Source organism: Calothrix sp. NIES-2100 (assembly GCF_963875285.1).
Taxonomy (GTDB): domain Bacteria; phylum Cyanobacteriota; class Cyanobacteriia; order Cyanobacteriales; family Nostocaceae; genus Aulosira.
Genome location: NZ_CAWNLA010000001.1, coordinates 6,639,233 through 6,664,849 on the forward strand (window position 1 = coordinate 6,639,233; position 25,617 = coordinate 6,664,849).

A 25,617-nucleotide genomic window follows, 5' to 3' on the forward strand; every position below is an offset into this window, starting at 1 on the left:
ATTAATTTATATAGATTTCAGGATTTTTTGTGTTTTGAGGGTGATTGTTTCCCTCGAAACCACCCCTTTGGTAGGGATAAATACTTAGTGAAAACACCTGTGTCGGGGGCAGGGGGGCAGGGGGGATGAGGGGGATGAGGGGGACAAGGGGGACAAGGGGGACAAGGGGGACAAGGGAGACAAGGAAGATAAATAAGAAATGCCCAATGCCCAATGCCCAATGCCCCATTCCCCTGTCCCGCCACCAGCCCATTTACCTACAGCCTAACGACTCACGAGTATCTACGCCAGTTTTAGGATTAACGCCGCTAGCTTTAGCGCAAAGTTTCTTAACTTGTATTCCGTCTAAGACGGCGTTGGTAAAGTCTGCGCCTGTGATATTAACTTCTTCAAAGGTAGAACGCAGCATCATGGCATCTGTGAAAATCCCATCGCTTAAGTCCGCACCCTTAAACCTTGCTAAGTAGGCGATGCCATTACTAAAATCGACACCATGCAGACTGACTCCCTGCAAAACCGTACCGTTAAATACGACACCCCGGAGGTCAGCATTGCTAAAATTGGCATTTTCTAAATTGAGGTTGGTAAACTCTGTGCCAATGAGACTTTGCCCTGAGTAATCCTTACCTGTGAGTTCGTCGCCAGCAGAACGGGTAATACTGGAAGAACTTGCAGCTTGCGCTGATAAGGGAAATAAAAAAAGAACCATAGCTAAGACCAAGCTAGCTAGTAGTTGCCGATACTTCATAATTTTTGCTTAATAAATCTCAACACTTCTGCCATTCACTATTAAACCCTACTGGACTGAAGTATGAAATTTTCCTGCTTTTGTAACCATCTCGTAGGATAGATGTTGAAGTGCGATCGCAAACACGAAAATATCTGTGGCTAATCAAGAACCAGAAATCGCCTTATCTTTGGCGCGAACTCCTTTATATCAACTGGGTGTAGAACTTAGAGCACGCCTCACCAGCTTTGGTGGTTGGGAAATGCCGGTGCAGTTTGCTGGCATTAGCCACGAACATGAAGCTGTAAGAAATGCAGCAGGCATGTTCGATATTTCCCACATGGGTAAATTTACTCTCGTAGGTGAAAACCCGATTTCTCAACTCCAGGCTTTAGTGCCATCAGACTTAAGCCGCCTAAAACTAGGTCAAGCGCAATACACCGTATTGTTAAATCCTCAAGGTGGAATTATTGACGACATTATCGTTTATTACCAAGGTGAAGACAGCAGTGGTAATCAACAAGTAGCAATTATTGTTAATGCGGCAACCACCGGTAAAGATAAAGCATGGCTATTGCAACACCTTGACCTGAAGACAGTGGAATTTCAAGACCTGTCAAAAGACAAAGTTTTACTAGCTGTACAAGGGCCAAAAGCCATTGATTATCTCCAGCCCCTTGTAGAATCAGATTTACACCCCATTAAAGCCTTTGGACACCTGCAAGCACCAATATTAGGAAAAACAGGCTTCCTCGCCCGCACAGGCTACACTGGCGAAGATGGATTTGAGGTGATGGTCGATCCAGAAGTGGGGATAGCATTGTGGCAAAGTCTTTATGATGCTGGTGTAATTCCCTGCGGTTTGGGTGCTAGAGATACCCTCAGACTAGAAGCCGCAATGGCACTTTATGGACAAGATATCGATGACAGCACCACCCCCCTAGAAGCAGGTTTAGGTTGGCTAGTTCACTTAGATACCAAAGGTGATTTTATCGGCCGTGCGGTTTTAGAACAGCAAAAAGCCGCAGGTTTGCAGCGGCGGTTGGTGGGTTTGCGAATGCCTGGAAGGAATATTGCCCGTCATGGTTACCAAGTATTATCTTCAGGTAAAGTAGTAGGGGAAGTTACCAGTGGTACACTCTCACTGACACTCGGTTATCCCATTGCCTTAGCTTATGTCCCTTCTGAGCTAGCCACTGTTGGTCAGCAACTAGAAGTGGAAATTCGCGGTAAAGCTTACCCAACATCTGTTGTGAAACGACCCTTTTATCGTTCAAAAAATCGCGTGATTAACTAAGCTCAATGGTCAATGGTCAATGGTCAATGGTCAATGGTCAAGAAATTCTCAGCAGTGGACTATTGACTTTGGACTTTGGACTCTGGACTTTGGACTTTGGACTTTTGACTCTGGACAGATCCTTGATTTATTGTGCCAGTTAATTAATCTACAGTATGGTTAATTACCAGATATGCCTTGGATTAATCTTGAGGCAGATAATTTTTTGATGTGACGAGGGAAATGTATGTCTTTGGAATATCCTCAGGATTTGAAATACCTGGATACTCATGAATACGTGCGGTTAGAAGGTGAAATTGCTACCATTGGCATTACCGAATTTGCCGTAAATCAATTAGGTGATATCGTGTTTTTAGAATTGCCGGAAATTAGCGATGCGATCGCTAAGGGAGACAGTATTGGCACGATTGAATCAGTAAAAGCCGTTGAAAGTCTAAATGCGCCGGTTACTGGTACAGTTATCGAACGTAATGAAGAATTGATAGAGAATCCAGAATTACTCGCAGACGATCCCTACGGTGAGGCTTGGTTCCTCAAAGTTCGCGTCAATGACTCAGATGAAGTCAATGATGCCATGAGTGCAGATGAGTATCGCGCCTTGGTGGAAGGGGAGTAGGGGGGCAGGGGGCAGGGGAGAAATAATTGATGACCTTTATAGGACGCGGAGAGTGGGAGACACGGTGACGCGGAGAGTCGCCTGTGTTTTGGGTTCAACGCGAATGGTTTCAAGAAAGAGACTTTAGTAGTGGAGAAGAAAAAAGACATTCCTTGCTGGAATCCCCTGGCTTTAGACATGGGGTGTAAGAGCGTCTGGGTGTCCCCGTGTCCCCGTGTCTTCTTCAATATTACCCAATGCCCCATGCCCAATGCCCAATGCCCAATGCCCCATGCCCCATGCCCAATGCCCCATGCCCAATTCCCAATTCCCTCATATTTATTGCAAAATATTAAATAGTTCCATCGGGAGAGCAATTTGTGGTAAAAGCCCCTATTTCCCAGTCTAGTGATCGCCAAATGTTAGACGAAAGGAAACAAAATTTAAATAATTTTATACACAGGCATATTGGCCCTAACTCTGATGACATCCAGCAAATGCTTGGTGTGTTAGGTTTTTCTAGCCTTGATGCGTTGATCGACAAAACAGTACCTCTCTTAATTCGGCTCAAGGGAGCATTAAAATTACCAGAGGCACAAACTGAGTACGCAGCGCTGGGTCAGTTGAAAAAAATTGCTGAGAAAAATCAAGTTTTCCGTTCATTTATTGGGATGGGTTATTACGACTGCATCACCCCCCCGGTGATTCAGCGAAATATTCTGGAAAATCCTGGTTGGTATACTGCTTACACTCCCTATCAGCCAGAAATTGCCCAAGGACGGTTGGAAGCGCTGCTAAATTTCCAGACGTTAATTATCGATTTAACGGGTTTGGAAATTGCTAATGCTTCATTACTGGATGAAGGGACAGCAGCAGCCGAAGCCATGAGTTTGAGCTACGGTGTTTGTAAAAATAAAGCAAATGCCTATTTTGTTTCCCGTGAGTGTCATCCCCAAACGATTGATGTGCTGCAAACACGGGCGAAACCGCTGGGGATAGATATTATTATTGGTGACCATCAAAACTTTGATTTTGATCAACCAATTTTTGGGGCAATTCTGCAATACCCTGCTAGTGACGGCACTATTTACGACTACCGCGCTTTTATCGAAAAAGCCCATGCTAAGGGTGCATTGGTGACGGTAGCAGCAGACCCTTTAAGCTTAACTTTACTCACCCCTCCTGGTGAATTTGGTGCTGATATTGCCATTGGTAGTACTCAGCGCTTTGGTATACCTTTGGGCTTTGGCGGGCCTCATGCAGCATACTTTGCTACCAAGGAAGAGTATAAGCGGCAAGTTCCAGGGCGAATTGTTGGTGTATCAAAAGATGCTCAAGATAAGCCTGCATTACGCCTAGCTTTACAAACCCGCGAACAACATATTCGGCGGGAAAAAGCTACAAGTAATATTTGCACAGCCCAAGTGCTGTTGGCTGTGATGGCGAGTATGTACGCTGTTTATCATGGCCCCGATGGACTGAAGAATATTGCTGAGAATATCCATCAGCTAACTTTAATTTTGGCAGCCGGATTCAAGCGTTTGGGTTACAGCATCAGTTCTGAATTTTTCTTTGATACGTTGCGGGTGGATTTGGGAAGACGCAACTTAGACACAATTCTTGACGGTTGCCAAGCACGTAATATTAATTTACGAATTTTTGATGACACGGCGGTGGGAATCTCCTTAGATGAGACAACCACAGTTGATGATGTACTAGAACTTTGGCAGATTTTTGCAGATAGCGATCGCCTAGATTTTGATTTTCCCGAAATTGCCGATGCGATCGCCACACAGCGTCCATCACCTTTACAAAACTCAACCTTTGCCCGTAGCAGCAGTTACCTGACTCATCCTGTCTTTAACCGCTATCACTCAGAAACCCAGTTGTTGCGTTATCTGCACCAGCTAGAAACTAAGGACTTATCTTTAACTACATCGATGATTCCTTTAGGTTCTTGCACGATGAAGTTAAACGCTACAGCGGAGATGATACCAGTCACCTGGGCGGAATTTGGCAAGATTCATCCCTTTGCACCTCCATCTCAAACCTTGGGTTATCAAATCCTCTTCCAGCAGCTAGAAGCATGGTTAGCAGAAATTACTGGATTTGCAGGAATTTCTCTCCAACCAAATGCTGGTTCTCAAGGTGAATACGCCGGACTGTTAGTGATTCATCAGTATCACGAAAGCCGGGGAGAAGCACACCGCAACGTCTGCTTGATTCCTACCTCAGCACATGGAACTAACCCCGCTAGTGCGGTGATGTGTGGCATGAAGGTTGTCGCCGTTGCCTGTGACTTACAAGGTAATATTGACTTGGATGACCTCAAAGCTAAAGCAGAAAAACACAGTCATGAACTGGCGGCGTTGATGGTGACATATCCCTCAACTCATGGTGTGTTCGAGGAAGCCATTCAAGAAATCTGTGCTGTGGTTCACGAACACGGTGGACAGGTTTACATGGATGGGGCGAATATGAACGCCCAAGTGGGAATTTGTCGTCCCGGCGATATTGGCGCAGATGTCTGTCACCTGAACCTACATAAAACCTTCTGTATCCCTCATGGCGGCGGTGGCCCTGGTATGGGGCCGATTGGCGTAGCTTCCCATTTAGTACCATTTCTCCCAGGACACCCTGTAGTCAAGATGGGTGGTACACTGGGTGCGGTAGCGGCTGCACCTTGGGGTAGTGCTAGCATCCTGGTAATTTCTTGGATGTATATTGTCATGATGGGTGCGACTGGTTTGACACAAGCAACTAAAATCGCCATCCTGAATGCTAACTATATAGCCAAGCGACTTGAACAGTATTATCCCGTGTTGTATCAAGGGAAAAATGGTCTAGTTGCCCATGAATGTATTTTAGATTTGCGATCGCTCAAAAAATCTGCGAGCATCGAAATTGATGATGTTGCCAAACGGCTAATGGATTACGGCTTTCACGCGCCGACTGTCTCCTGGCCTGTGGCAGGTACAATCATGGTAGAACCTACAGAAAGCGAATCTCTAGAAGAATTGGATCGTTTCTGTGATACTTTGATTGCCATTCGCCAAGAAATCGCCGAAATTGAATCAGGTAAGGTGGATGCTCACGATAATGTTTTGAAAAATGCGCCCCACACTGCTGAAAGCTTAATTACTGGTGAATGGAATCATCCCTATTCTCGCGAACAAGCAGCCTACCCTGCACCTTGGACTCGCCAACATAAATTCTGGCCGAGTGTAGGTAGAATTGATGCAGCTTTTGGCGACAGGAATTTTGTTTGTTCTTGTCTACCAATGGAGGCTTATTCACAGCAGTAGGTACTGCTAAAACATAACTATTAAATCTCACGCAAAGACACAAAGTCCTTGCGTGATTTTAATTACATAGGACTTACGGACACCTGAGGAAAAACCAAGCCTCTGCGATTACTTCGCTTCGCTCGTAATGAAGTAAAATCGTAGTCTTTGCGTAAGTCCTGTTACAGTTAATTTTGTCCTGATTTTTTCTCTAATTGCTCAAGCAAAACTTCAATATTTTGCAATTTTTCTTCATATTCTTCTATTCGTTGATCCAGTTCATATTTAGCTTCAGAATCAGTTTTAATAGTCCGTTCTTTCTTCAAGCATTTCAACTTTTTCCGAATTCCTTCATACTCTTCTTCTAAGTCTTCAAGCTTCTCTTGAGTATGCCGCTTTGAAGACGTTTTTTGAGTTGTGCTATTGAGAGGGTTAGTTTCTAAAATTGCAGAATCATTTGGCTGAGAAATAGCATCTAATTCTGGCTTTTCGTAGAGAATGGGAGTTAAATTATCAGGTAGTCCCGCCATCCGAATTGCTGCACACCCCAGTTTATAGGCAAACTCGATCGGACGACCTGCCCCTAGCCCATCGTAGAACCCCACTGCAAACTCGATCGCCGCGCGATCGCTAATTTCCTGGTTCATGCCGATCGCATAGTCTATGTGTTGGGCGATCGCATGGGCTTGTACTTGTGAATAACAGCCGTTGAGGACAACACAGCGAATTTGGTCAGCAAACAGTTCAAATAGCCCTGCTAATGCGTCCCCATCCACAAGCTTTGCATTGCCAATTTCATCTTCAAAAACCAGCCCTTTATCCCCCGTTCCATGTCCTGAAAAATGGATAATCTGCGGATTCAAATCGAGCATAGCCCGTTGAATATCACGCGGACGTACCGCCCATCGTTGTTCAAATCTGAAGCTGTCGCGATGTTTTGCTCTTTGTAACCCATCACTAATATCTCGTGCTTCCTGCTCAAAATGTGACTGCGAGCTTTCTGCTGGATTTGCTGCTAGGAATAAAATAGTTAGAACAGATGGGTCGGCCATATTTAAATGATACGTGCATATTCAAACGATTTGTTTCTTATGTTATTGTTTTTGAAATTCTAAGTTGAGAAAGAGCAAAATCCCACTAATTGTAACTCCAAGTGTAACTAAGCTTGCTAATGTGCTGGAAAGAATAGTAATTAATACTGGATAGTTTACAATAACGCTACTTAAAATTTTGTTCATCAATGCCTGTAAGCCGAAAATTATTATATAAAGTAGCACGTTGAATAAAAATACCTTCAACCAATTCCCTTTGACTAAAGATCGACTGTATTGAAATGCTGCTTTACCTCTTTGGTCTCGAAGTATAAAAGCCAGGGCAAAATAACCGTTATTTATTGCATAAATAACACCTGGAACAATTAGTAATAGAAGCCCCGATAGGAAGATAATATTAAATCTTATATTTAAGCCAGTGAGTGGTATGAATCGAGACAAAATTCGTTGAATTGCCAGATTAAGCTGAGGATTTTCTCCTAAAACATAGCCTTCTGTAAGAATAGCTAATGCAATAGTATAAACTGGAATTACAACGAAAAAATAAAATATAAGAAATAGATAGTAGGGAATCAATAATATGGGATTTGAAGCAAGATTTAAGGTTAAAATAAGATATATGATTGAGAAGGGCAGCATCATACATAAAAGAATAAAAAAACTTCGGAAATACTTTAAATATAAATCGAAGCCCATTGCTATAAGTTCAAACAATCCAAGCTTTTTTGTCTGAAGATCGGAAAGGATACTCATACAGGATAATCTCTCACTGCTGCTATAGCCTTGCTTAACTATAAGACTTTTGCTTAACGTTGATAGTACCCACTGAGGTACTCTTAAATAAATTTTTGTAAAATTATTGGATGAATAATAAATAAATATTTATTAATTGCTAACAAGATTATCTGAGATTTGCCTCGTGCAATGACACGGCTACTCGAAAGCCAATGGTAAGCACTTTGTTTGTAGGCGGAATGCCGTTTCGATAGGCAGAACGACAGATAGCCGGTTCATCCATCCAGGAACCACCCCGAATAACTCTGGGGAAAGTTCGGCGATCGCTAATTCGGACACTTCCGTCGGCTGGTGCATTCTTATAGTCGTCATACCAGTGATCGGCGCACCATTCCCAGACGTTACCATGCATTTCATCTAGTCCGAAAGCATTCGCTGCATTATGAGAACCTACTTCACTAGTTTGTTGACTAGCTAGTCCTTCAGGGCCAGAACGATATCGTTTGCTTGCGTCATAACTGGCAAGTTGAGGAGAAATCGTTTCGCCAAAGTAGAATGGTGTTTCTGTGCCTGCACGACAAGCATATTCCCATTCGGCTTCGCTGGGTAAACGATAAGGCTTCCCAGTTTGTAATTGCAAACGCTCGCAAAACTCGATCGCCTCAAACCAAGTAATGTGTTCTACAGGTAAATTATCACCTTGAAAGGAGGAAGGGTCAGGATTCAGTTCAATCCGGACTTTGGTAATCTTGGTAATTGCCCGCCACTGGGCTTGTGTCACAGGAAAACGACTTAAAAAGAAAGACCCAATGTTGACTGGATGTTGAGGGCGTTCCCGATAGTCTCCTTCTTTTTGTGCAGTTCCCATTAAGTATTTGCCTTCTGGTATACGCACCATTTCTAAGGAAATCTTCCCTTCTAATCGCTCATAAAACAGGGTTGCTTGTTGTTCATGTCGCTCAATTAGCCAGCGTGAACCCAACCCCATAAACTGGGGTTGACGAATTAATTTAGCTATCTCAAATTTAAATGACTTTAGAGAAGGTGCCCTGAATGCAATCGGGTTGATATGCCAATTAGAGTCCTGGAATTCAGGAATGGGTAAAGTGACTCCAGCTACGACAATTCGATGATTGTGCGCTGGCAAAGATTTGAAGGTTGATTCGGCTTGGATATGATTGCCACGAGCCAGTTCGCGCATCCCTTGAAGATACACTAGCAGGGGTTCAAAATGAGCCTGACGCAGAGGAGTGGCGATCGCTTCTGCTAACGATGTCATCCGCAGCCATTCTGTTTTTTCGCTAAGGCTTAATTCCGCAAGTGTCCCAGCCAAATCATGGGCGACAGCCTCCGGATAAACATACGCAAGTGCCGTCCAACGTTGAGCCTGAGCCAGAGTTTGTACTGATGATTTAGAATCATTCAATTCTCGCTGCACGTAGGACAGTAAAAAATGGGCTAATTCCTCAACACGCTTGTGACCGAAGCGAGGATGATGAATCATTTGCTCTAATAGATAATTGCGTATATCTACATCTATTTCATATAGCTCATGTCCTACCTCGCGACAAAGCGGAGAGAGTAGCAAGTCGGCTACTGCAATCCACGGCACTTTTAAATCCTGGTTTTTTAAATCTTTTTGAAAATTCGCCCAGAGACAGTAGGTTAAATGGGGCGTGAGAGCAATGGGCAAGGCAGCATGATAGGCTAGGTATAAATGGGCTTCGGTAAATCGTTTTTGGAATGATGCGATCGCCTGCTCGATTTCAAGAGAACGTGTTGTTGGCAGCAAATTACTAGCATTCGTCATATTACTCTCCGTCCTTTGATGGTTGATGCCGTCCACGCAGGACATCGACCGCTCTGTAAAATTCCTGACGATTTACCTCAAACATGGGAACTAAAGCCGCAATTTCATGGGCGGTTGTGGTTTCCCAGCGATCGCGAGGAACCGGATTAAGCCATGTAATATAGCGTACATACTGCCCTAGCTCTTTTAAAAAGAATTTTGTTAACCGCCGTCGCCTAGAACTAAATCCACCACGCGCTGCACCAGCATCACTAAAAATCAAGCAAACTGTTCTAGTTTTAGGCAAGTTTGATAAACAATCATCTATTGATTCTGCTTCTAAATGATAGCGATCGCGGTACAGATATTCATCCGGACAGTTGTGAAAGTAGTAAACCCTAACCTGGCTGAAGCGCCCTCCACGCAATGCTGTATCTGCCAATTCTTGAGAAAGGTGGTGAAACGGAACCATTGAACCATCCCGATCGATTAATAGCAGAAGTTCTATGCGGTTAGTACGTCGTGGAACCAACACAGGATTTAATAAAACTCCGTGCTGAGCAACCTGTTGAATAGTGGCTTCCATATCTAACTCAATGGGTGGCCCCTCCCGACTAAACTGACGCAGATAACGCCACCCTTGCTTCATTTGTCGATGGGTGACAAGCAAATCGTTAACGATGAGGGGAAATTCGCTAAGTTGGTCGTCAGATCGCCTGATTGTTTTAGCCACTTGAATCTCGTCAGCCATTGTCCGAATGACTTCAGGCGAAAGCATTGTTCTGGGTAAGTTGGTATAAGTTTGGGGAACGATCGCCTCATCCCTGGAAGAAGTTGTCTGTCGAATTTTCCACATATTCCAGACAATAACAAGCAAAATTATGCAAACAGCTATAATCCATAGTTCTTCCGAATATTTAGCAATATTATTGATAATAGTTGCTAAATTAGGAAAAATATTCGCAAAAAATGCCCATATACCCCCATCATCATCTTGGATAGTTAAGACTGCTACCTTATGAGCGCCAAGTTTGGCTCCACCTTGAATGTTAGTTAAAGATAAAGTAATCGGCCGGTCAATTTCAGCCTTATTGTTGTTAACAATAGGAATTTCGATTATTTTTTCGGTTTTACCGTTAGGAAATAAAAACTTTTGAGGAGTAGTATTGAGACGGTTTGATTCTGATAAAGTCAATGTGCCGCTGACCGCTCCCTGACTACCGCCAGTACGAATAATTTTGATTTTAGCTGTCTTGTCAGTTTCTTTAGCAATGTAGTGAGGAGTAATCAAAGGAATGCCATCAAAGGCTAAACTACCAGCCCCAATTGATTTTCTAGAATTAAGCTGTGTTAGGAAGAATGCGCTACCGATCGCAACAACACAGGTAGTCAGTCCTATCAACACAAAACGTCGGATTTTGACTGTTTCACGTTTCCTAGAAATCGGCTGTTCCTGTTGATTCGTTGTTGAGTCAGTGTTGTCAAGTTCAGGTTTAACAAAAATTTGTTCTGGAATCAGCTGGTCGAAATAATCCTGAAAAATTTGCTTTTCTCGCTCAGATTTGACCCAAAGAGCGCAGCATAGTTGAGCCAGTGCAGTGCGATCGCGTATCCCAAACCCTCCATGAACAGCCTGAAGCAGCAGGTGATATTCTGCCAACCCTAACGGCAAACCTGCTTCCCTTAAACAGGTGAATAGTTCTAGCAGTGCCGGATCATTCACGATCGCTACTGAGCCTCAAGTAATTCACATGGGCATCCCAACTTTTGAGTAATACTTCTAAGTAAGGCAGGCGATTATCTCCCGATAACTTTTTTAAGGCTTCTGGCAACGAATCTCGCTTCAGTGCCTTAATCCAATCGAGCAATTCACTGGTACTTACATTCTTACTGAATTTGCCTGTTTCGCCATAGAGAGTTTCACGTAATTCCATAAACCGAGAAACGGCTTTGTCTACCAATTCCTCTGCAATATCAGGGAAGCGATTTTTGACAATTTGCACTATTTGCCGATCGCTGGGAAAATTGATGCGGTAAAATAAACACCGACGCAAAAAAGCATCAGGTAGATCTTTCTCATCATTACTAGTGATGAAGACAATTGGTGGATTGATCGCCTGAATTTCCTTTTCTTTCCCGTTTTCTCGTACTTCTTCAATCTTAATCAGTTGCTCATCAAGTTCCAGCAATAAATCATTGGGAAAATCGATGTCAGCTTTGTCAATCTCATCGATTAAAACTACTGTGCGCTTTGGATTAATAAAAGCTCGCCCTAATGGACCAAGACGGATATAAGAATTTGCATCGTTAAAGCGTTGCTTATCTTCAATAGTTAAAGAACCGGATGCGGCTAATTGAGCATCTCGCAGTCGCCCAATGGTATCATAAACATATAATCCATCTTTAGCTCGACTTGTGGATTTTACATACCAAGCCTCAAAATCTAGCCCTAATTCATAAGCGACTGCAAGAGCTAATTGGGTTTTCCCACATCCAGGTTCTCCTTTGAGTAATAATGGACGACCTAAGTAAATTGCTAGATTCACAACATCCACTAATTCTTGACTAGGCAAGTAAGGGTAGATGAGCTTACCTTTGTAGCTTTCTCCTTGTTTCGGTTGTTTTCTACCTGTATACTCCAGGCGATCGGAATTTAAAGGCGTAACCACTTACCCTCCTGTTCAGACAAACTACAACCACAAAGATTGCAAACTTTTCGTAGGGTTGGGATTGGAATCCCTTGCTTCTCTAAAAGCACTTTAACGGTTTCTGCCTTATTAGCAGACATAGCTGGAGGTAAGAAATCGCTCTGATAATTTAACCAATCCCGCAACTCTTCCTCTGAAAATGGATCGATCAAAGGTAATTCCAGAGGGTAAATCGGTTGCCAATCTGAATGATAATTCTCGACAAAACCAACATTCCACCGAGCTACTACACCTTGATAGTCTAGAAGGAAAATAAATAGTTTAAATGTATTTTGTTGATTCTGGGATTCTAGGAATTTTTGAGTGAGTAATTTCCAAAAATCGGTTAATAAGTCAGACAGGTTTTCTTTAATAGTTTCATCAACGTTATTAAACACAATTATAACATTTTGTGATTGCCATAAATCACAAATTTTGCTAGCAATTTGAGCAGGTGAGCTATTTTCCAATAAACCAACTCGATCTGCAAATTCTGCCCAAATTGCTGAGATGTCTGTTCTTGATGAAGTTCGATTTAAATCAATAATAATATTTCTTCCCTCTAAACTACTGGGGATAATCGCAGCTAAGCGATTGAGTAACCATCTTTGACCATATTCCTTGGTAGCTCCTTGAATCAAAAATACACCATAAGAATATTTACCAGCAATCTCTTCAAAGAGGTTGTGCTGTTCCCAGTATCCTAACTTCAATAGTGATTTATATAAAACATCCAAGTTTGAGTATTTTTCTAAGTTAGAGTTTCCCGCTTGTTTAGATTGATTAATTTGCTCTTCTAACTCGTCAAGTTCTTGCTCTAAATTTAGCAATTCTTCTTCATATTCTTCTATTTTTTGATCCAGTTCATATTTCGCTTCTGAATCGGTTTTGACTATTCGTTCTTTCTTAAACCATTTCAACTTTTTCCGAATTTCCTCATATTCATCTTCCAAGTCTTCACGTTTTGCCTCCAAACGTTTCAGCGAAGACATATCTTCTCCTAAATATTTAAAATAATTAATCTAGCTTGGATTGTAACATCAATATTTATCTCAAGAATAACTTGCAGCCAGGGAAAATTGCGTCGTGTTGAAGAACATATTAAAAAAGTTATTCCAGTATTTTTAAATCGAGATTAATATCATCATTTGGCAATGACGAAAAAACTGGGGAGAAATATTTTAAATTCTGCCCCTAAACTTTTCTGGCTCTGCGTTTACAGACTACTCAACTACTTTGGATATTCTCTACTATTTTGACCCATTCCTGAGGGAGTTAACTGCCTTGCGAATCCCTTCGACCACATTCAGAAACGCGGCATCGCGATCGCTCCACTGTGTCACAGGCTTGGCATCTTGCGGCAGAACCTGGAGCTTACTAAATGGAGAATCTTGCCAATCGCAGGGTCGCAAAATAATCGGAATCACCCTTGCGGTGCCTGCATTATGTCGCGCGATCGCCTGCTGCATCTCAACGTCATAGCAGTAGTCTGATGCCATGAAGGGGGGACTGATCAGCAGTAGAATAATGCGAGCAGATTGCAGCCGCTGTTTTATTTGAGCTTCCCATTCTTCCCCTGCTTCGATCGCCCGATCATGCCAGGCAGTAATTTTACCCTGTCGTCTGAGGTTAGCTAGCTGGGTGACTAATTCTTCCCGTAGCTCGTCATCTTTATGAGAATAGGAGATAAAAACATCTATAGGGCTATTGTGCGGTTGCTCAACTGAAGCTTGGGGGGCTGATGGCACAGAAATATCTGGAGTTGGTTGAATTGTGGCATCCCCAGACGTAGATTTCTTGAGCAGCACCGGGGTTAAGTGTTCTGCAATACCTGCCATCTGAATTGCTGCACACCCCAGTTTATAGGCAAACTCGATCGGACGACCTGCCCCCAACGCATCGTAGAATCCCACTGCGAACTCGATCGCCGCGCGATCGCCAATTGCCTGGTTCATGCCAATCACGTAGTCTATGTGTTGGGCGATCGCATGGGCTTGTACTTCGGAATAACAACCGTTAAGCACAACACAGCGAATTTGGTCAGCAAACAGTTTAAATAGCCCTGCTAATGCGTCCCCATCCACAAGCTTTGCGTTGCCAATTTCATCTTCAAAAACCAGCCCTTTATCCCCCGTTCCATGTCCTGAAAAATGGATAATCTGCGGATTCAAATCGAGCATAGCTCTTTGAATATCACGAGGACGAACCGCTAAACGTTGTTCCAGCTTAAATTGGTCACGCTTTTGAGCGCGTTGCAGTCCTTCTCCAATGTCCCGTAGCTCTTGATCAAGCCGTAAACGAGTTGTGTTTTTGGGATTGGCAGCGAGAAATAAGATACTTTGCGAATGACTGCTAGAAAAATTCATAAAGGACTTGGCTGAATACAGTGGCTTACTTTTGTCTTATTATTAACCAAGACAAAACTTATTGGCTCAATAAGTAGAACCTTTTTTGACTAAATTTGGGGGTTTAAGTCCCCTGCAACTATCAAGCAGCGCGTTTTATGTCGGGGTAAAATCCCTGTTACAAAACGTAATTACGAATTGTTTTAATCATTCTCTCCAGAGTAAAAAATAAAATCGTTCCTACACAAGGCTTGGCGGCAAAAAATGTAATTTTCAGCATAATCTTACAAAGTCAAGCTTTAAAGCCAATTGCTGTATTAGGTTGAAATTTTGCCGTCAATTTTGATTTTTTTCCAGAGTGATGAAATGCTAACCAATATAGCTTTTATGGGCTAGAGCATATAAATATAATTCAGTAGTTCAATAGCACAAATTAGCTCGGCTACAACATAGTAGATATCAGACCCATTAGACAAGAGGTCTATTAACTAATGCTGCTAATTCTTCTTTTAAAGATAAAGGTTGATATCCTAATGCAAATGCTTTAGAACTATCTAAAGAAACATCTGCCGGTCTAGGTGCTGCCATTTTTACATCTTGTTGATAACAGCCTTTAATTTTTCCATCGGTAATTTGAAAGACCTCTACTAATAACTTACCAAAATCGTAGCGCGAAATTCTTTCTTTCCCACCTAGGTGAATCACCCCTTGGACTTTTTCTAAGGCTAATAAAAGTCCTTTTGCGGCAGTTGTACCACTTGCTGGCGTGCGGAATTCATCTATAAATAAATTTAGTTCTTTACCTGCTTTTAAGGTTTCTATAAATGGTTGAATAAAGCTTTTAGCAGTGGGTGTACCTATGCCAAACATTAATGGCATCCTACAGACTGCTGTATGAGGATATCGTTCTAACATACCTAATTCAGCTTTGACTTTTTGCTCACCATAAAGACTCACAGGAGACACTGAATCTGTTTCTTTATAGGGAGCATTTAAACCATTAAAAACTAAGTCTGTTGATGTAAACGCACAAGGAATTGCATAATCAGCACAAAGTCCTGCTAGATTGCAGGATGCTGTGACATTAATTGTATATGATTCTTCAGGATGATTTTGGCAAAAGTTAGGTTGAGAATTCGCCGCAGTATGAATAACTGCTGTGGGATTAATATCATTAAATATATCTTTTAATTCCTGAAAATCTGTCAAATTGACTTTCACTGTCTTGACACCAGGTATTTCTAGAGAATGGGAAAAATAAGTACTGTAAACTTCCCATTCTGTTTTTGCTAACTGGCAAATATGCCAACCTAAAAAGCCACTAGCTCCAGTAATCAATAATTTTTTCATATTTTTTGGAAATAATCTAACTATAGATAAGTCGAACAGAGTAAATAATTAAAGGTTTGTAGTGAGGACTTTAGTTCGCAAATAAGGACTGAAGTCCTTACTACAGAATTAATGCCAATCTTTTGAAATTGCTTAATATAGTTCGGTTTATTCCTACTTTCTTACTTAGTTGGAACAATATCCTATTTTATATGCATCCGATTTAATTTTTGAAAAAATATCAGTAGGGTGTGTTGTCGCTAATCGCCGCACCACACTTTACAGCAGATACATCTGCCTGCGCTACATATAATTATAAGGGCACAACAGCAGTTGTGCCCCTATCTGAGTAATTCATTTATCTAGGTTTTTTGTATTTCCTTAAAAGAGGAATTCTATATATTATTGAATCAATTTTTTAAATCGTTTATCGCTACGTATTTTATTGAAATCCGGATCGGTTTTCGCTAATTTATGGTATTTAGCAGGAGATAGTTTCATGGCTTTATCTAGGTTTTTAATTGCTAATTCTACATTTCCTTGTAAAGCATAAGAGCAAGCTTTATTGTAATATGCTTCATGCTTATCTGGCTTAATTGCGATCGCTTTATCGTAGGATTGTAGTGCTTGGGGGTATCTTTGCAGTTTTGCCAACGCAATTCCTCGGTTAATCCATGCTTCAGATTTGTTAGGCTTGAGGGCGATCGCTTGATCATATGCGGCGATCGCTTCCGGGTAGCGTTGCAAAGATGTTAAGGCATTACCGCGATTATACCAAGTTATATCTTTGTCAGGCTTGATGGTAATTGCTTGATCGTAGGATGCGATCGCCTCTTTGTAGCGTTTTAAAGACGTTAAAGCATTACCTTTGTTAATCCATGCTTCGGTAGTTTTCGGTTTTAGAGCGATCGCTTGATCGTATGCGGCGATCGCTTCTGGGTAGCGACTGGCATCTAGCAGGTTATTACCTTGATTTACAAAATCCTCTGCCTTTGGTGCCGATTTTGCTTTAATTAGCAGCTGGGAAACATTGCTTTCCTGTACAACTTGCTTGGTGTTTTTTGCCGTTGAATTTGCCCAATCACTACAGCCAATTGTTGAAAAAGTGATAAAGCTAGAGGCAATCAAGCAGCGCCGTAAGACCATGCTGTACCTACAGAACTCATAATATGATGCTAAAACTTGTTTCTCTGAAAAAATAGTATCAAACTACACGATTTTTAGCAATTTTTGCTGCTTTTTTCTCCCTTTTGTTTTTTACATAAAGATAATAAAATCATATCATAATACTTTGTTCACAGGCAAGAAAATTCGTGATCAAAATAGCAATTATTAGAGAAAATTGTTCATGATATAGCTATCTTAAATCATTGCTAAACAACAAAATCCCCGAATTGTTAGATAATTCGGGGATCGGAATTACACTGGTTTTCACACATCGGCAAAATAGCTAAAAAAAATAAATTAAGAATAAATACCAAATCCCCGGCTAAAAATCGCAAATTTCATCTAAATCATCATTCTAGTTCATCAAGATAAATCGGAGATTTCACTGATTTGCAGATAAAAATTGCCCATTAAGACCACTCGATTTATATTCTTCTCCAATCAAACAACCCTCTAGGGATAGAAATAAGTAAAAACTCTTAATCAAATTTCCGACGTGAATTGAAAAAGTGACTAGTGCTGCAACTTTATCTGAAATTACGAATTACGAATTACGAATTAGTAATTAGGTTGCCCTACCCTACCCTCCACCAGTTAATATAAAACAGCTGATGAACTGAGTATGCTGGGGCACAATAGAAAGAATGACGATTGAATCCAACTCCTCCAATTCATCCACCCCAGATCCCATTTCCGAAAATGACACGCAACCAGATGATTTTGATGGTGGGACAGGTGAGCATAACCTAACACCAGACGGGCTGGCTACGCAACAGGCTTTAGCGGCGATCGCGTCTTTGCAATCTCCACAAAATACAGTAGCCCTGAAACAAGCCCGTTCTTGGTTCAAGTCACCGACAAGCAATCTATTTACAGTTAAGCCTAGGGCATTGCTAATTACTTTACTAGCGATCGCCATCACCATCATCGGACTAGCCCTGAATAACTGGCTAATTGGTATTTTTGGCACGTTAGTGACTTTAATGTTATCTTTGGCGATGCTATTACCTTGGTTGCAAACTGCGATCAGAGAATGGTTTTCACCCCAAGATAGAACAATCTTCATTGCCTTTCTTGGTCTAGTAGTAGCGATCATCGGCTTAGTGAAATTTTCCGGGTTGGGCGATCGCTTGTTAGCTTGGGGACGTAAGATTAATTGGGAAGCTTCTGGTACTTTGGCGGAGTGGTTCGGCGCTTTGGGACAAATTCTCATCGCCATCATCGCTGTTTATGTGGCTTGGCGACAATACGTAATTTCTAAAGACTTGACAATTCAGCAAAACCTGCTGACAGTCCAACAAAATATTATTACCCAGCAGCAAACAATAGATTCCTATTTCCAAGGCATCTCCGACTTAGTATTAGATGAAGAAGGATTATTAGAAGATTGGCCTCAAGAAAGGTCGATTGCAGAAGGTCGCACAGCAGCAATTTTAAGTAGTGTGGATGGTAGCGGGAAAGCCAAGATTCTCCGCTTTCTTTCCCGTTCTAAATTACTCACACCCCTAAAACGCGATCGCCGTTTGGGAAGAGCTATTCTGAATGGTGTCGGCGGTTATGCAGAAGACAGAATTGAAGGTGTACGTGTCATCGATTTGGGCGTGATGCTAGCTGGCGCAGATCTAGCTGGTACAGATTTGCGTTGGACTGATCTGAGCGAAGCTAATCTTGTCCGCGCCGATCTTAGTGGTTGTGACTTGGTAAAAACCAACCTTTCCCGCGCCATCCTCTATGATGCCAAACTCCGCAACGCCGATTTCAACGGAGTTCGTCTATTTTATGGTTCCATAGAAAACGCATCACCTCGCAGCCGCACCGCACCCCCAAACTATCAAACTGGAGAACATACTGGTGCTGTCGTCGAAAATGCTGATTTTAGCGATGTCCAACGTTTATCTGATTCAGCGCGTTATTACTGCTGCGCTTGGGGTGGCGAAAAAACTAGAGGTACAATTCCTGGTGGTTGTGAAGGTATTCCCAATAAATTAGGTAGATAAATAATACCCACCATATCAAAGTTTTGGTGGGCATTGGCTACTTTTAATTACGAATTACGTAAGCGTTGCGGTAGCGAGGAACGAGCGTCATTACGAATTTTTTAATCGCCTTCAGCTTGGGTGAGGATTTCTACCCCATCTTCAGTCACAGCTATCGTATGCTCAAATTGAGCTGAGAGTTTGCGATCGCGCGTAACAGCAGTCCACTTATCACTGAGAACTTCTACTTCCCAAGTCCCTTCATTAATCATTGGCTCAATTGTAAATACCATCCCCGGTCGCAGACGCTTACCTTTACCGCGTGTACCGTAGTGAGGAATATCCGGTGCAGTATGGAAAATGTTGCTGATCCCATGTCCAACAAAGTCTCGGACTACAGAAAAGCCCTCTGCTTCAGCATACTCTTGAATGGCTGCACCAATATCGCCAATCTTTGCTCCTGGTTTAACCTCAGCAATCCCTCGCCGCAAACACTCCTCGGTCACCTCTACCAATTTTTTCACCTTCGGGGAAGGGTTACCCACTAAAAAGGTTTTGGATGTATCACCGTGGTAGCCATCCACAATCGGCGTTACATCAATATTAATAATGTCTCCATCCTTGAGAATTTGTTTAGCATTAGGAATCCCGTGACAAATGACTTCATTCACACTCGTGCAAATCGATTTGGGAAAGCCTTTGTAACCTAGAGGCGCGCTTTTTGCTCCATGCGCCAGCGTCCAACGTTCAGCTTCATCATTGAGTTCCAGAGTAGACACACCAGGCTTGACCAATGGTTCTAGATGCTGTAGGAGTTTGGCTGCTAAATGTCCTGCCTTACGCATCTTGTCTAGTTCTCGTTGGGATAAAATAACGATTGTTTCGGTTCTCATCAACTTTGATTTCTCTGTTAAATATCTTTCATAAATATAGTCAGCCCTGTTTGTGCTGCTCTTCTAGCCGCTTCAGCAACTTTCAAGGTGTATAAGCTTGCTTCTGGGGTGACATATAGAGGAGTGCCATCAAAAATACGATCTAACACCATAGTAGTGTCTTTAGCAAATAAACCTTTGCGAGTACCAACTTCTATTGGTATTTCTTCCCCGACTGCGATGAAAATTCCTTGGTCACCATCAAAAATCAACCCGCCTTTCTCACCATGAATTTCAAACTTCCGTTCTTGCTGCCATAGGGTTTCGCCTTTACCATATACTACCTGTGCTAACAGTCCGCTAGCAAAGCACAGTTGAGTAATGCAGAAGCAGGTTTGATAGTAGTCTGGTTCGATTTGCCAAAATCGCTGATGACAGTTAACAGTGAAGACTTCACCAAACAAATCAGTCAGACGATGTAATCGAGAAAGCGCACCAATCAAAGGGAACCCAAATAATTCATGATTATACGTCCATTTGCGCGGTGCAGGATGCAGCGGCGAAATTGTGCTATAGCGAACATAGAAAATATCACCGACTTTTTCGATATTTTGCTTTAAGGCTTGATGCAATCCGCCCAAGAGTTCAATATGTTCGACATGTAGCAGCTTATTTTGTGCTTTCGCTAAAGCAATGATTTCTTCTGCTTCTACTACATCCAAAGCTAGGGGATATTCGACAATGACGTGTTTATTATGTGTGAGTGCAGCACGAGCGATCGCCCCATGATCGCGATTAATAGTAGATATGATGACTAGATCTATATCTTCTCGCTCTAGGAGCTGTTGCCAAGAACTCATGGCCTGTGCTTGGTACTCTTGCGCGAAAGCTTGGGTATTTTCTAATGTATGTCCTGCGATCGCTACTACATGCGATCGTTCATCTTGCAGCAATGCTTGAGTCCGCAACTTGGCCGCATATCCAGTCCCAACCACCCCCACCCGCACTTTTGCTGTTGTTAAATAGGCCTCGTAATTATACATGACAGTTACTAGTTCTGTTTGTAGGTTTTCTTTCTGGGCAAAGCTAATTGCTTGTAATACCCGAAGTGTCGGGTATGGAATTATTGCGCCTAGAACGTCACCAGGTGCAGAGATTGTTGATTCATCGCGATCAAGTCAATAGTCAATGGTCTAGGGTCAACAGTCAATAGTCATTCTGACAAAGTTCTGTTCGCCGGACGCCGGCGCTCAACGCCACTTGCTTTCCGACGCAAGGCGACAGGAACGCAGTGGCTCGACTTTGCGCTTTGTCATTTGTCCTCTGTCCTTGTCTCCGTATACCCGCTTCCCCATTGGACTTTTGACTCTGGACTTTCATTCATCTTTTTTGAACGTATCTATAACTTTTGCCAATATGAGACTAAATAAGCCAGGCAATACATAAGTTTATCTTATTAGTATTAAATAACTAAATTTCATTACTAATCGCGGCCAATTTCCAGTTACATCTTTTAGATTTTCTCGTAGTATCAGAAGTGAAGCAAATTTAAACAAGCGGCCAATCCCATAAGAGCAGCCGTGTGCTTTGCATAGCTTTGCTTTAGGATAACTTATACCGCCGTTCGCAAAAAGAGAGGATTTCAGAAATGGCAACTTACAAAGTAACACTAGTAGATCAAGAAGGAAATAAAACAGAAATTAATGTTCCCGACGATGAATATATTTTAGACATTGCCGAAGATCAAGGTCTTGACTTGCCTTACTCTTGCCGCGCTGGTGCTTGTTCTACCTGTGCAGGTAAACTCGTATCAGGTACAGTTGACCAATCTGACCAGTCTTTCTTAGACGACGATCAAATCGAAGCTGGATATGTACTGACCTGCGTCGCTTATCCTGCCTCTGACGTAGTCATCGAAACCCACAAAGAAGAAGAACTCTACTAAGAATTAGACACCTCCATCATCAAATCTTTAGCCAGAATTTCTGATGGTTTGAAAATCTCCACCCACAAGGGGATGGAGATTTTGTCAATGGTCAATGGGCATTGGGTATTGGGAAGAAAACTCCCCACACTCCCTCATCCCTCTGCCCCTCTCCCCCTCATTTTTAACGTGTCGCGGAAGTCCCCACCCTCAATGTACTCATAGGGTGGAGATAGGGAGCGGGGGATAAGGATTGCATCTGGAATTGATTTTTTGCCAAGCAAAAACTCTCTTCCAGATGTATGACGAATCCCCAATTATTTTATTTTAGTGCTTTATCAAAAATGGTATATCGTGCTTATATGGATAGATCCAGGAGGTGATTTGAGTGCTGCACAAGGCTGTACAAGTTCGTTTATATCCATCAAAAGAGCAGGAAACACAACTGCGATTAGCGTTTGGTTGTGCGAGATGGTGGTGGAATTATGCTCTGAATAAGTCGATTGAGACTTACAAGGAGACGGGTAAAGGACTTAGCCGTGCTGCACTCAACGCATTTCTTCCTGTACTCAAAAACGCAGAAGATACTATTTGGTTAGGTGATTGTTATAGCCAAGTTTTACAGGCTACAACACTGAATCTAACCACAGCGTACAAGAACTTTTTTGATAAACGTGCCGGGTTTCCTAAATTCAAATCTAAGCACGGGAAACAGTCTATTCAATATCCTCAAAACGTCAAAATTGTGGATGGTAGCGTCAAACTTCCTGGCAACATTGGGATAGTTAAAGCCAAAATCCACAGAGTAATTCAGGGGAAAATTAAGACTGTCACCGTAAGTAAAACTCCTTCAGGTAAATACTTTGCATCTATCCTGACTGAAATGGAAGGAGATGCCACAAAGATTACAGAGGGCAAGATTTATGGCGTTGATTTGGGATTAAAGCATTTTGCTGTCGTGACTGACGGCGAAAAGGTTTCTAAATATGACAATCCCAGACATATTGCCAAACACGAGCAAAACCTTAAACGGAAGCAGAAAAAATTAGCACGTAAACATAAAGGAAGTAATTCAAGAAATAAATATCGTAAAGTTGTCGCTAAAGTGTACGAGCGAGTAAGCAATTCGCGGCAAGATTTCCTACATAAACTTAGCTACAAGTTGGTCAGCGATAGCCAAGCTGTCATAGTAGAAAATCTTCATGTCTTGGGCATGGTTCGTAATCACAAATTGGCGAAAGCAATATCTGATGCTGGGTGGGGAACATTTACCAACTTCTTGTCCTACAAGCTAGAACGCAAAGGCGCAAGGTTGGTTGAGATTGACAGATGGTTTCCCAGTTCTCAGCTCTGCTCTAATTGTTTCTATCAGATGGGTAAGATGCCACTTGATGACCGTGAATGGACTTGTCCACACTGCGGCACTCACCATGACCGTGATGGAAATGCAGCTATAAACATTAGAGCAGAGGGTATCAGAATGCTAAAGGCGGAAGGTTCAGCCGTCTCTGCTGTAGGAGGGGAGGTAAGTCCTACTCTTGGGCGAAAGTCTAAGTTTAGGCACTCCCCCGTGATTACAGAAGCTCCTAGTTCAGCCGTAGGCAACTAGGAGTAGTTCACTGGATAATAGACATCTCCGAGAAAGAATCTCAAACCCTTCCCCTGTCTAGGTGAAAACCTAGTTTCTGGAGATGTCTAATGATGAAAGATGGTTTTTTGCTAGGGCTGAATCTCGTTACTGAGAATTTTAATTTGAGTACCAGGATAGTAAAATTGGAGAATTTTGGGACTAGACCAACCTAGCTTGGCTAAATTTTGTGCACCAATTTGACTCAAACCAACTCCATGTCCGAATCCTCCACCAATAAAGGCGTATCCCCACACACTTGATTGTCCTTTGTTGAGGGGTTGAATGTAAAATAGTGTGCTGATGGGAGCAGCAAAGGCACTACGAACTTCGTCTTTGTGTAAATTAAAAACTCCAATATCAGTTTTCACAGCTAGTTCGAGAATGCGTCCGCTAGCAGACCGCTTGACTACGGCCATGGCTTCAATTTTTTTAAATTTACTATAGGGACTTTTTTTAACTTGCAAAAATTTCTGCAAGCCCTTAGTAATATCTTCTAGGCTGGTTTCTTTACGCCAGCGGAATAGATCCCCGTCGCTTTCATTAAATCCTTGTCGCAGATTAATAAACTGCTGAAAATTCTTTTCATCCGCTAAATTCTGTCGAGACAAGTCCCAAATATTAATAGGCGCATCCAGTATTGGTTTAAGATAGGGACGATCCTCTCCATTCCAGATATCACTGAAGGAAGCAGTAACACCGCCAGTAGTTGAGGAATAAAGAGCATCTACTAGCTGGTTTTGATAAGTTAATACCATGCCTTTAGTTGCCGCGATCGCTCGGTCTGTATTGGGAGCAACTCCATTTAGCCCATAATAAACTTGGCAGTGCGTATCAGCACATAGCTGGTAGTTATCTACCGCGAATCTACGCAAATTACGTAAAACGTAAGTGCGGGCAAGAATTGCCTGAGCTTCTACAGAAGACGCTGGTGCATTAGTCCCAATTTCATAAGGTACAACCCCCCGTAAATAAGTTTCTAATGGCACTTCGTTAACCAGAGTATACGTACCATAAGCATTGGGCTGTAAAATCATTTGCCCAGCGTAAAGACGAGCCTTCTCTGGGTTGGCAGTTGAATTTACGCGAATCAAGCTTTTATCTGTACTAATTGTTACATTGCTCCGGCTGTAACGTTTACCATTTATTACCCAACTCACCCGAGGCAATTTTGGCAAAACTTTTGTATCCAGGTATGCGATATTCTGACTAGAAGCTGGCAAACTCTGCAATAGTAGTCTTCGCAATAAAGGAGTGTTGTACACATCTCGTTTAGCCCAAACTTGCCAGCGTTCGGGCTGAGCTATTTCTACCTCTATTCCCTGAGAACGCCAACTTTGGGCACTGTCTTCAGCAGTTTCAAAGGTGCGGTACGTACCTAAAACCACCACCTCATCAACTTTTGCTTGAGGTAACGTTTCCATTACCGTTTCTAACTTGACTGGATTGTTGGTGACTAGGGTTTCCTCCCGATTCCCGGTGATAAATTTCAGCTTTATGCGATCGCCTTTACTTGGTTCCAATTGCAGCTTGGCTGTGGGTTTTTCCCCAAATCTTTGGACAATCCCAATTTTCAAAACCACATCCTTAGTTTTGCTCCCAGTGCTTGAGGCAGCAGTTAGCCCTAATAAACAAAATGCTATCAGTAGAGTACGGGAAAAATTCCAGTACGACTTTTTCTGTTGAACTTGATTCTGCCCCTTGACGCGGCGTTGGAGCGGATTTGCCAGTTGCTTTGTAACGTAGTGGTTTTGTCCCATGATTGCTCCAATGATACCATTACCAGTTTTGCCCCAATAGTTGCAAAACAAAGTCATAACGAGTATGATTTATTTATGGTCAAAAAAGGAATTTAGTTAGAAAACACCTGATGGTTAGAATCCAAGAAATTCCCATAAATCAAATTAAGCGTCCCTTACCCCGGACAAACGATCCCAATAAAGTACAAGCCTTGATGGAATCGATTGCGGCGATCGGACAGCAAGAACCCATAGATGTCCTAGAAGTAGATGGACTGTATTATGGCTTTTCTGGTTGCCATCGCTATGAAGCTTGCCAACGTCTAGGCAAAGAGACAATCTTAGCTAGAGTCCGCAAAGCGCCGAGCAGCGTTCTCAAGATGCATCTAGCATGAGCCATTGTCAATGGTCAAGAAAAAAAAGCAACAATGGACAACTGACAACTAATTAAATAACCGATTAGGAGAAAATT

The 25,617-nt window shown here is 42.3% G+C and carries 21 protein-coding genes; 7 read left to right on the top strand and 14 right to left on the bottom strand.

Annotated elements, in window-relative coordinates:
- Window positions 1-253: 253 nt before the first annotated feature.
- Window positions 254-748, bottom strand: a complete 495-nt coding sequence (locus tag AACU32_RS26955; protein WP_096604230.1) for a pentapeptide repeat-containing protein — start codon at window positions 746-748, stop codon at window positions 254-256.
- Between the two features lie 136 nt (window positions 749-884).
- On the opposite strand from AACU32_RS26955, the gene gcvT reads away from it, so the two are divergent.
- Window positions 885-2,024 (top strand): glycine cleavage system aminomethyltransferase GcvT, encoded by a 1,140-nt coding sequence (gene gcvT, locus AACU32_RS26960; protein ID WP_096604231.1) that lies wholly within the window; start codon window positions 885-887, stop codon window positions 2,022-2,024.
- A gap of 226 nt (window positions 2,025-2,250) precedes the next feature.
- Complete coding sequence (gene gcvH / locus AACU32_RS26965; RefSeq protein WP_096604232.1) at window positions 2,251-2,640, top strand: glycine cleavage system protein GcvH; 390 nt, start codon at window positions 2,251-2,253, stop codon at window positions 2,638-2,640.
- A 171-nt stretch (window positions 2,641-2,811) separates the two neighbouring features.
- On the opposite strand, the gene AACU32_RS26970 is transcribed toward gcvH, so the two are convergent.
- Window positions 2,812-2,934, bottom strand: coding sequence for a hypothetical protein (locus tag AACU32_RS26970; protein WP_339378302.1), 123 nt, complete (start codon window positions 2,932-2,934; stop codon window positions 2,812-2,814).
- 104 nt (window positions 2,935-3,038) lie between these two features.
- Here AACU32_RS26970 and gcvP point away from each other — a divergent pair, with 104 nt between their 5' ends.
- Window positions 3,039-5,924 carry an aminomethyl-transferring glycine dehydrogenase gene (gene gcvP / locus AACU32_RS26975; protein ID WP_096608193.1) on the top strand — a complete coding sequence of 962 codons (2,886 nt, stop codon included), beginning with the start codon at window positions 3,039-3,041 and terminating at the stop codon, window positions 5,922-5,924.
- A gap of 167 nt (window positions 5,925-6,091) precedes the next feature.
- On the opposite strand, the gene AACU32_RS26980 is transcribed toward gcvP, so the two are convergent.
- From AACU32_RS26980 to AACU32_RS27020, 9 genes are all read right to left on the bottom strand, one after another.
- On the bottom strand, window positions 6,092-6,955 hold the full coding sequence (locus tag AACU32_RS26980) for a CHAT domain-containing protein (RefSeq protein WP_339378303.1): 864 nt from the start codon (window positions 6,953-6,955) through the stop codon (window positions 6,092-6,094).
- Between the two features lie 42 nt (window positions 6,956-6,997).
- Window positions 6,998-7,708, bottom strand: coding sequence for a hypothetical protein (locus AACU32_RS26985; RefSeq protein WP_096604234.1), 711 nt, complete (start codon window positions 7,706-7,708; stop codon window positions 6,998-7,000).
- A 148-nt stretch (window positions 7,709-7,856) separates the two neighbouring features.
- Entirely contained in the window at window positions 7,857-9,500 is a 1,644-nt protein-coding gene (locus AACU32_RS26990) for a formylglycine-generating enzyme family protein (protein ID WP_339378304.1), read from the bottom strand.
- Between the two features lies 1 nt (window position 9,501).
- The gene (locus AACU32_RS26995) at window positions 9,502-11,202 is read right to left on the bottom strand and encodes a hypothetical protein (RefSeq protein WP_096604236.1); all 1,701 of its coding nucleotides are present in this window, start codon (window positions 11,200-11,202) and stop codon (window positions 9,502-9,504) included.
- Complete coding sequence (locus AACU32_RS27000; protein ID WP_096604237.1) at window positions 11,195-12,148, bottom strand: AAA family ATPase; 954 nt, start codon at window positions 12,146-12,148, stop codon at window positions 11,195-11,197. The genes AACU32_RS26995 and AACU32_RS27000 overlap by 8 nt, the downstream gene beginning before the upstream one ends.
- Entirely contained in the window at window positions 12,133-13,158 is a 1,026-nt protein-coding gene (locus AACU32_RS27005) for a hypothetical protein (protein ID WP_096604238.1), read from the bottom strand. Before AACU32_RS27005 ends, AACU32_RS27000 begins: the two co-directional genes overlap by 16 nt.
- 258 nt (window positions 13,159-13,416) lie before the next feature.
- On the bottom strand, window positions 13,417-14,532 hold the full coding sequence (locus AACU32_RS27010) for a TIR domain-containing protein (RefSeq protein ID WP_096604239.1): 1,116 nt from the start codon (window positions 14,530-14,532) through the stop codon (window positions 13,417-13,419).
- A gap of 447 nt (window positions 14,533-14,979) precedes the next feature.
- On the bottom strand, window positions 14,980-15,861 hold the full coding sequence (locus AACU32_RS27015; protein WP_096604240.1) for an SDR family oxidoreductase: 882 nt from the start codon (window positions 15,859-15,861) through the stop codon (window positions 14,980-14,982).
- Between the two features lie 381 nt (window positions 15,862-16,242).
- Window positions 16,243-16,986 (bottom strand): tetratricopeptide repeat protein, encoded by a 744-nt coding sequence (locus tag AACU32_RS27020; protein ID WP_096604241.1) that lies wholly within the window; start codon window positions 16,984-16,986, stop codon window positions 16,243-16,245.
- A gap of 665 nt (window positions 16,987-17,651) precedes the next feature.
- Between AACU32_RS27020 and AACU32_RS27025 the strand changes: the two genes are divergently transcribed.
- Window positions 17,652-19,004 (top strand): pentapeptide repeat-containing protein, encoded by a 1,353-nt coding sequence (locus AACU32_RS27025; protein WP_096604242.1) that lies wholly within the window; start codon window positions 17,652-17,654, stop codon window positions 19,002-19,004.
- A gap of 101 nt (window positions 19,005-19,105) precedes the next feature.
- Here the strand turns inward: AACU32_RS27025 and map are convergent, their stop codons facing one another.
- Both map and AACU32_RS27035 read right to left on the bottom strand, forming a co-directional pair.
- Complete coding sequence (map, locus tag AACU32_RS27030; RefSeq protein ID WP_339378306.1) at window positions 19,106-19,876, bottom strand: type I methionyl aminopeptidase; 771 nt, start codon at window positions 19,874-19,876, stop codon at window positions 19,106-19,108.
- 17 nt (window positions 19,877-19,893) lie between these two features.
- Window positions 19,894-20,898, bottom strand: coding sequence for a Gfo/Idh/MocA family protein (locus AACU32_RS27035; RefSeq protein ID WP_096604244.1), 1,005 nt, complete (start codon window positions 20,896-20,898; stop codon window positions 19,894-19,896).
- A 605-nt stretch (window positions 20,899-21,503) separates the two neighbouring features.
- Here AACU32_RS27035 and AACU32_RS27040 point away from each other — a divergent pair.
- Complete coding sequence (locus AACU32_RS27040) at window positions 21,504-21,800, top strand: ferredoxin (protein WP_096604245.1); 297 nt, start codon at window positions 21,504-21,506, stop codon at window positions 21,798-21,800.
- Between the two features lie 367 nt (window positions 21,801-22,167).
- A complete protein-coding gene (locus tag AACU32_RS27045) occupies window positions 22,168-23,388 on the top strand; it encodes an RNA-guided endonuclease InsQ/TnpB family protein (protein ID WP_096604246.1) in 1,221 nt (406 codons plus the stop codon).
- Window positions 23,389-23,498: 110 nt separating this feature from the next.
- Here the strand turns inward: AACU32_RS27045 and AACU32_RS27050 are convergent, their stop codons facing one another.
- Entirely contained in the window at window positions 23,499-25,166 is a 1,668-nt protein-coding gene (locus AACU32_RS27050; protein ID WP_096608194.1) for a SpoIID/LytB domain-containing protein, read from the bottom strand.
- A 110-nt stretch (window positions 25,167-25,276) separates the two neighbouring features.
- Here AACU32_RS27050 and AACU32_RS27055 point away from each other — a divergent pair, with 110 nt between their 5' ends.
- Entirely contained in the window at window positions 25,277-25,540 is a 264-nt protein-coding gene (locus AACU32_RS27055; RefSeq protein ID WP_096604247.1) for a ParB N-terminal domain-containing protein, read from the top strand.
- Window positions 25,541-25,617: the final 77 nt, after the last annotated feature.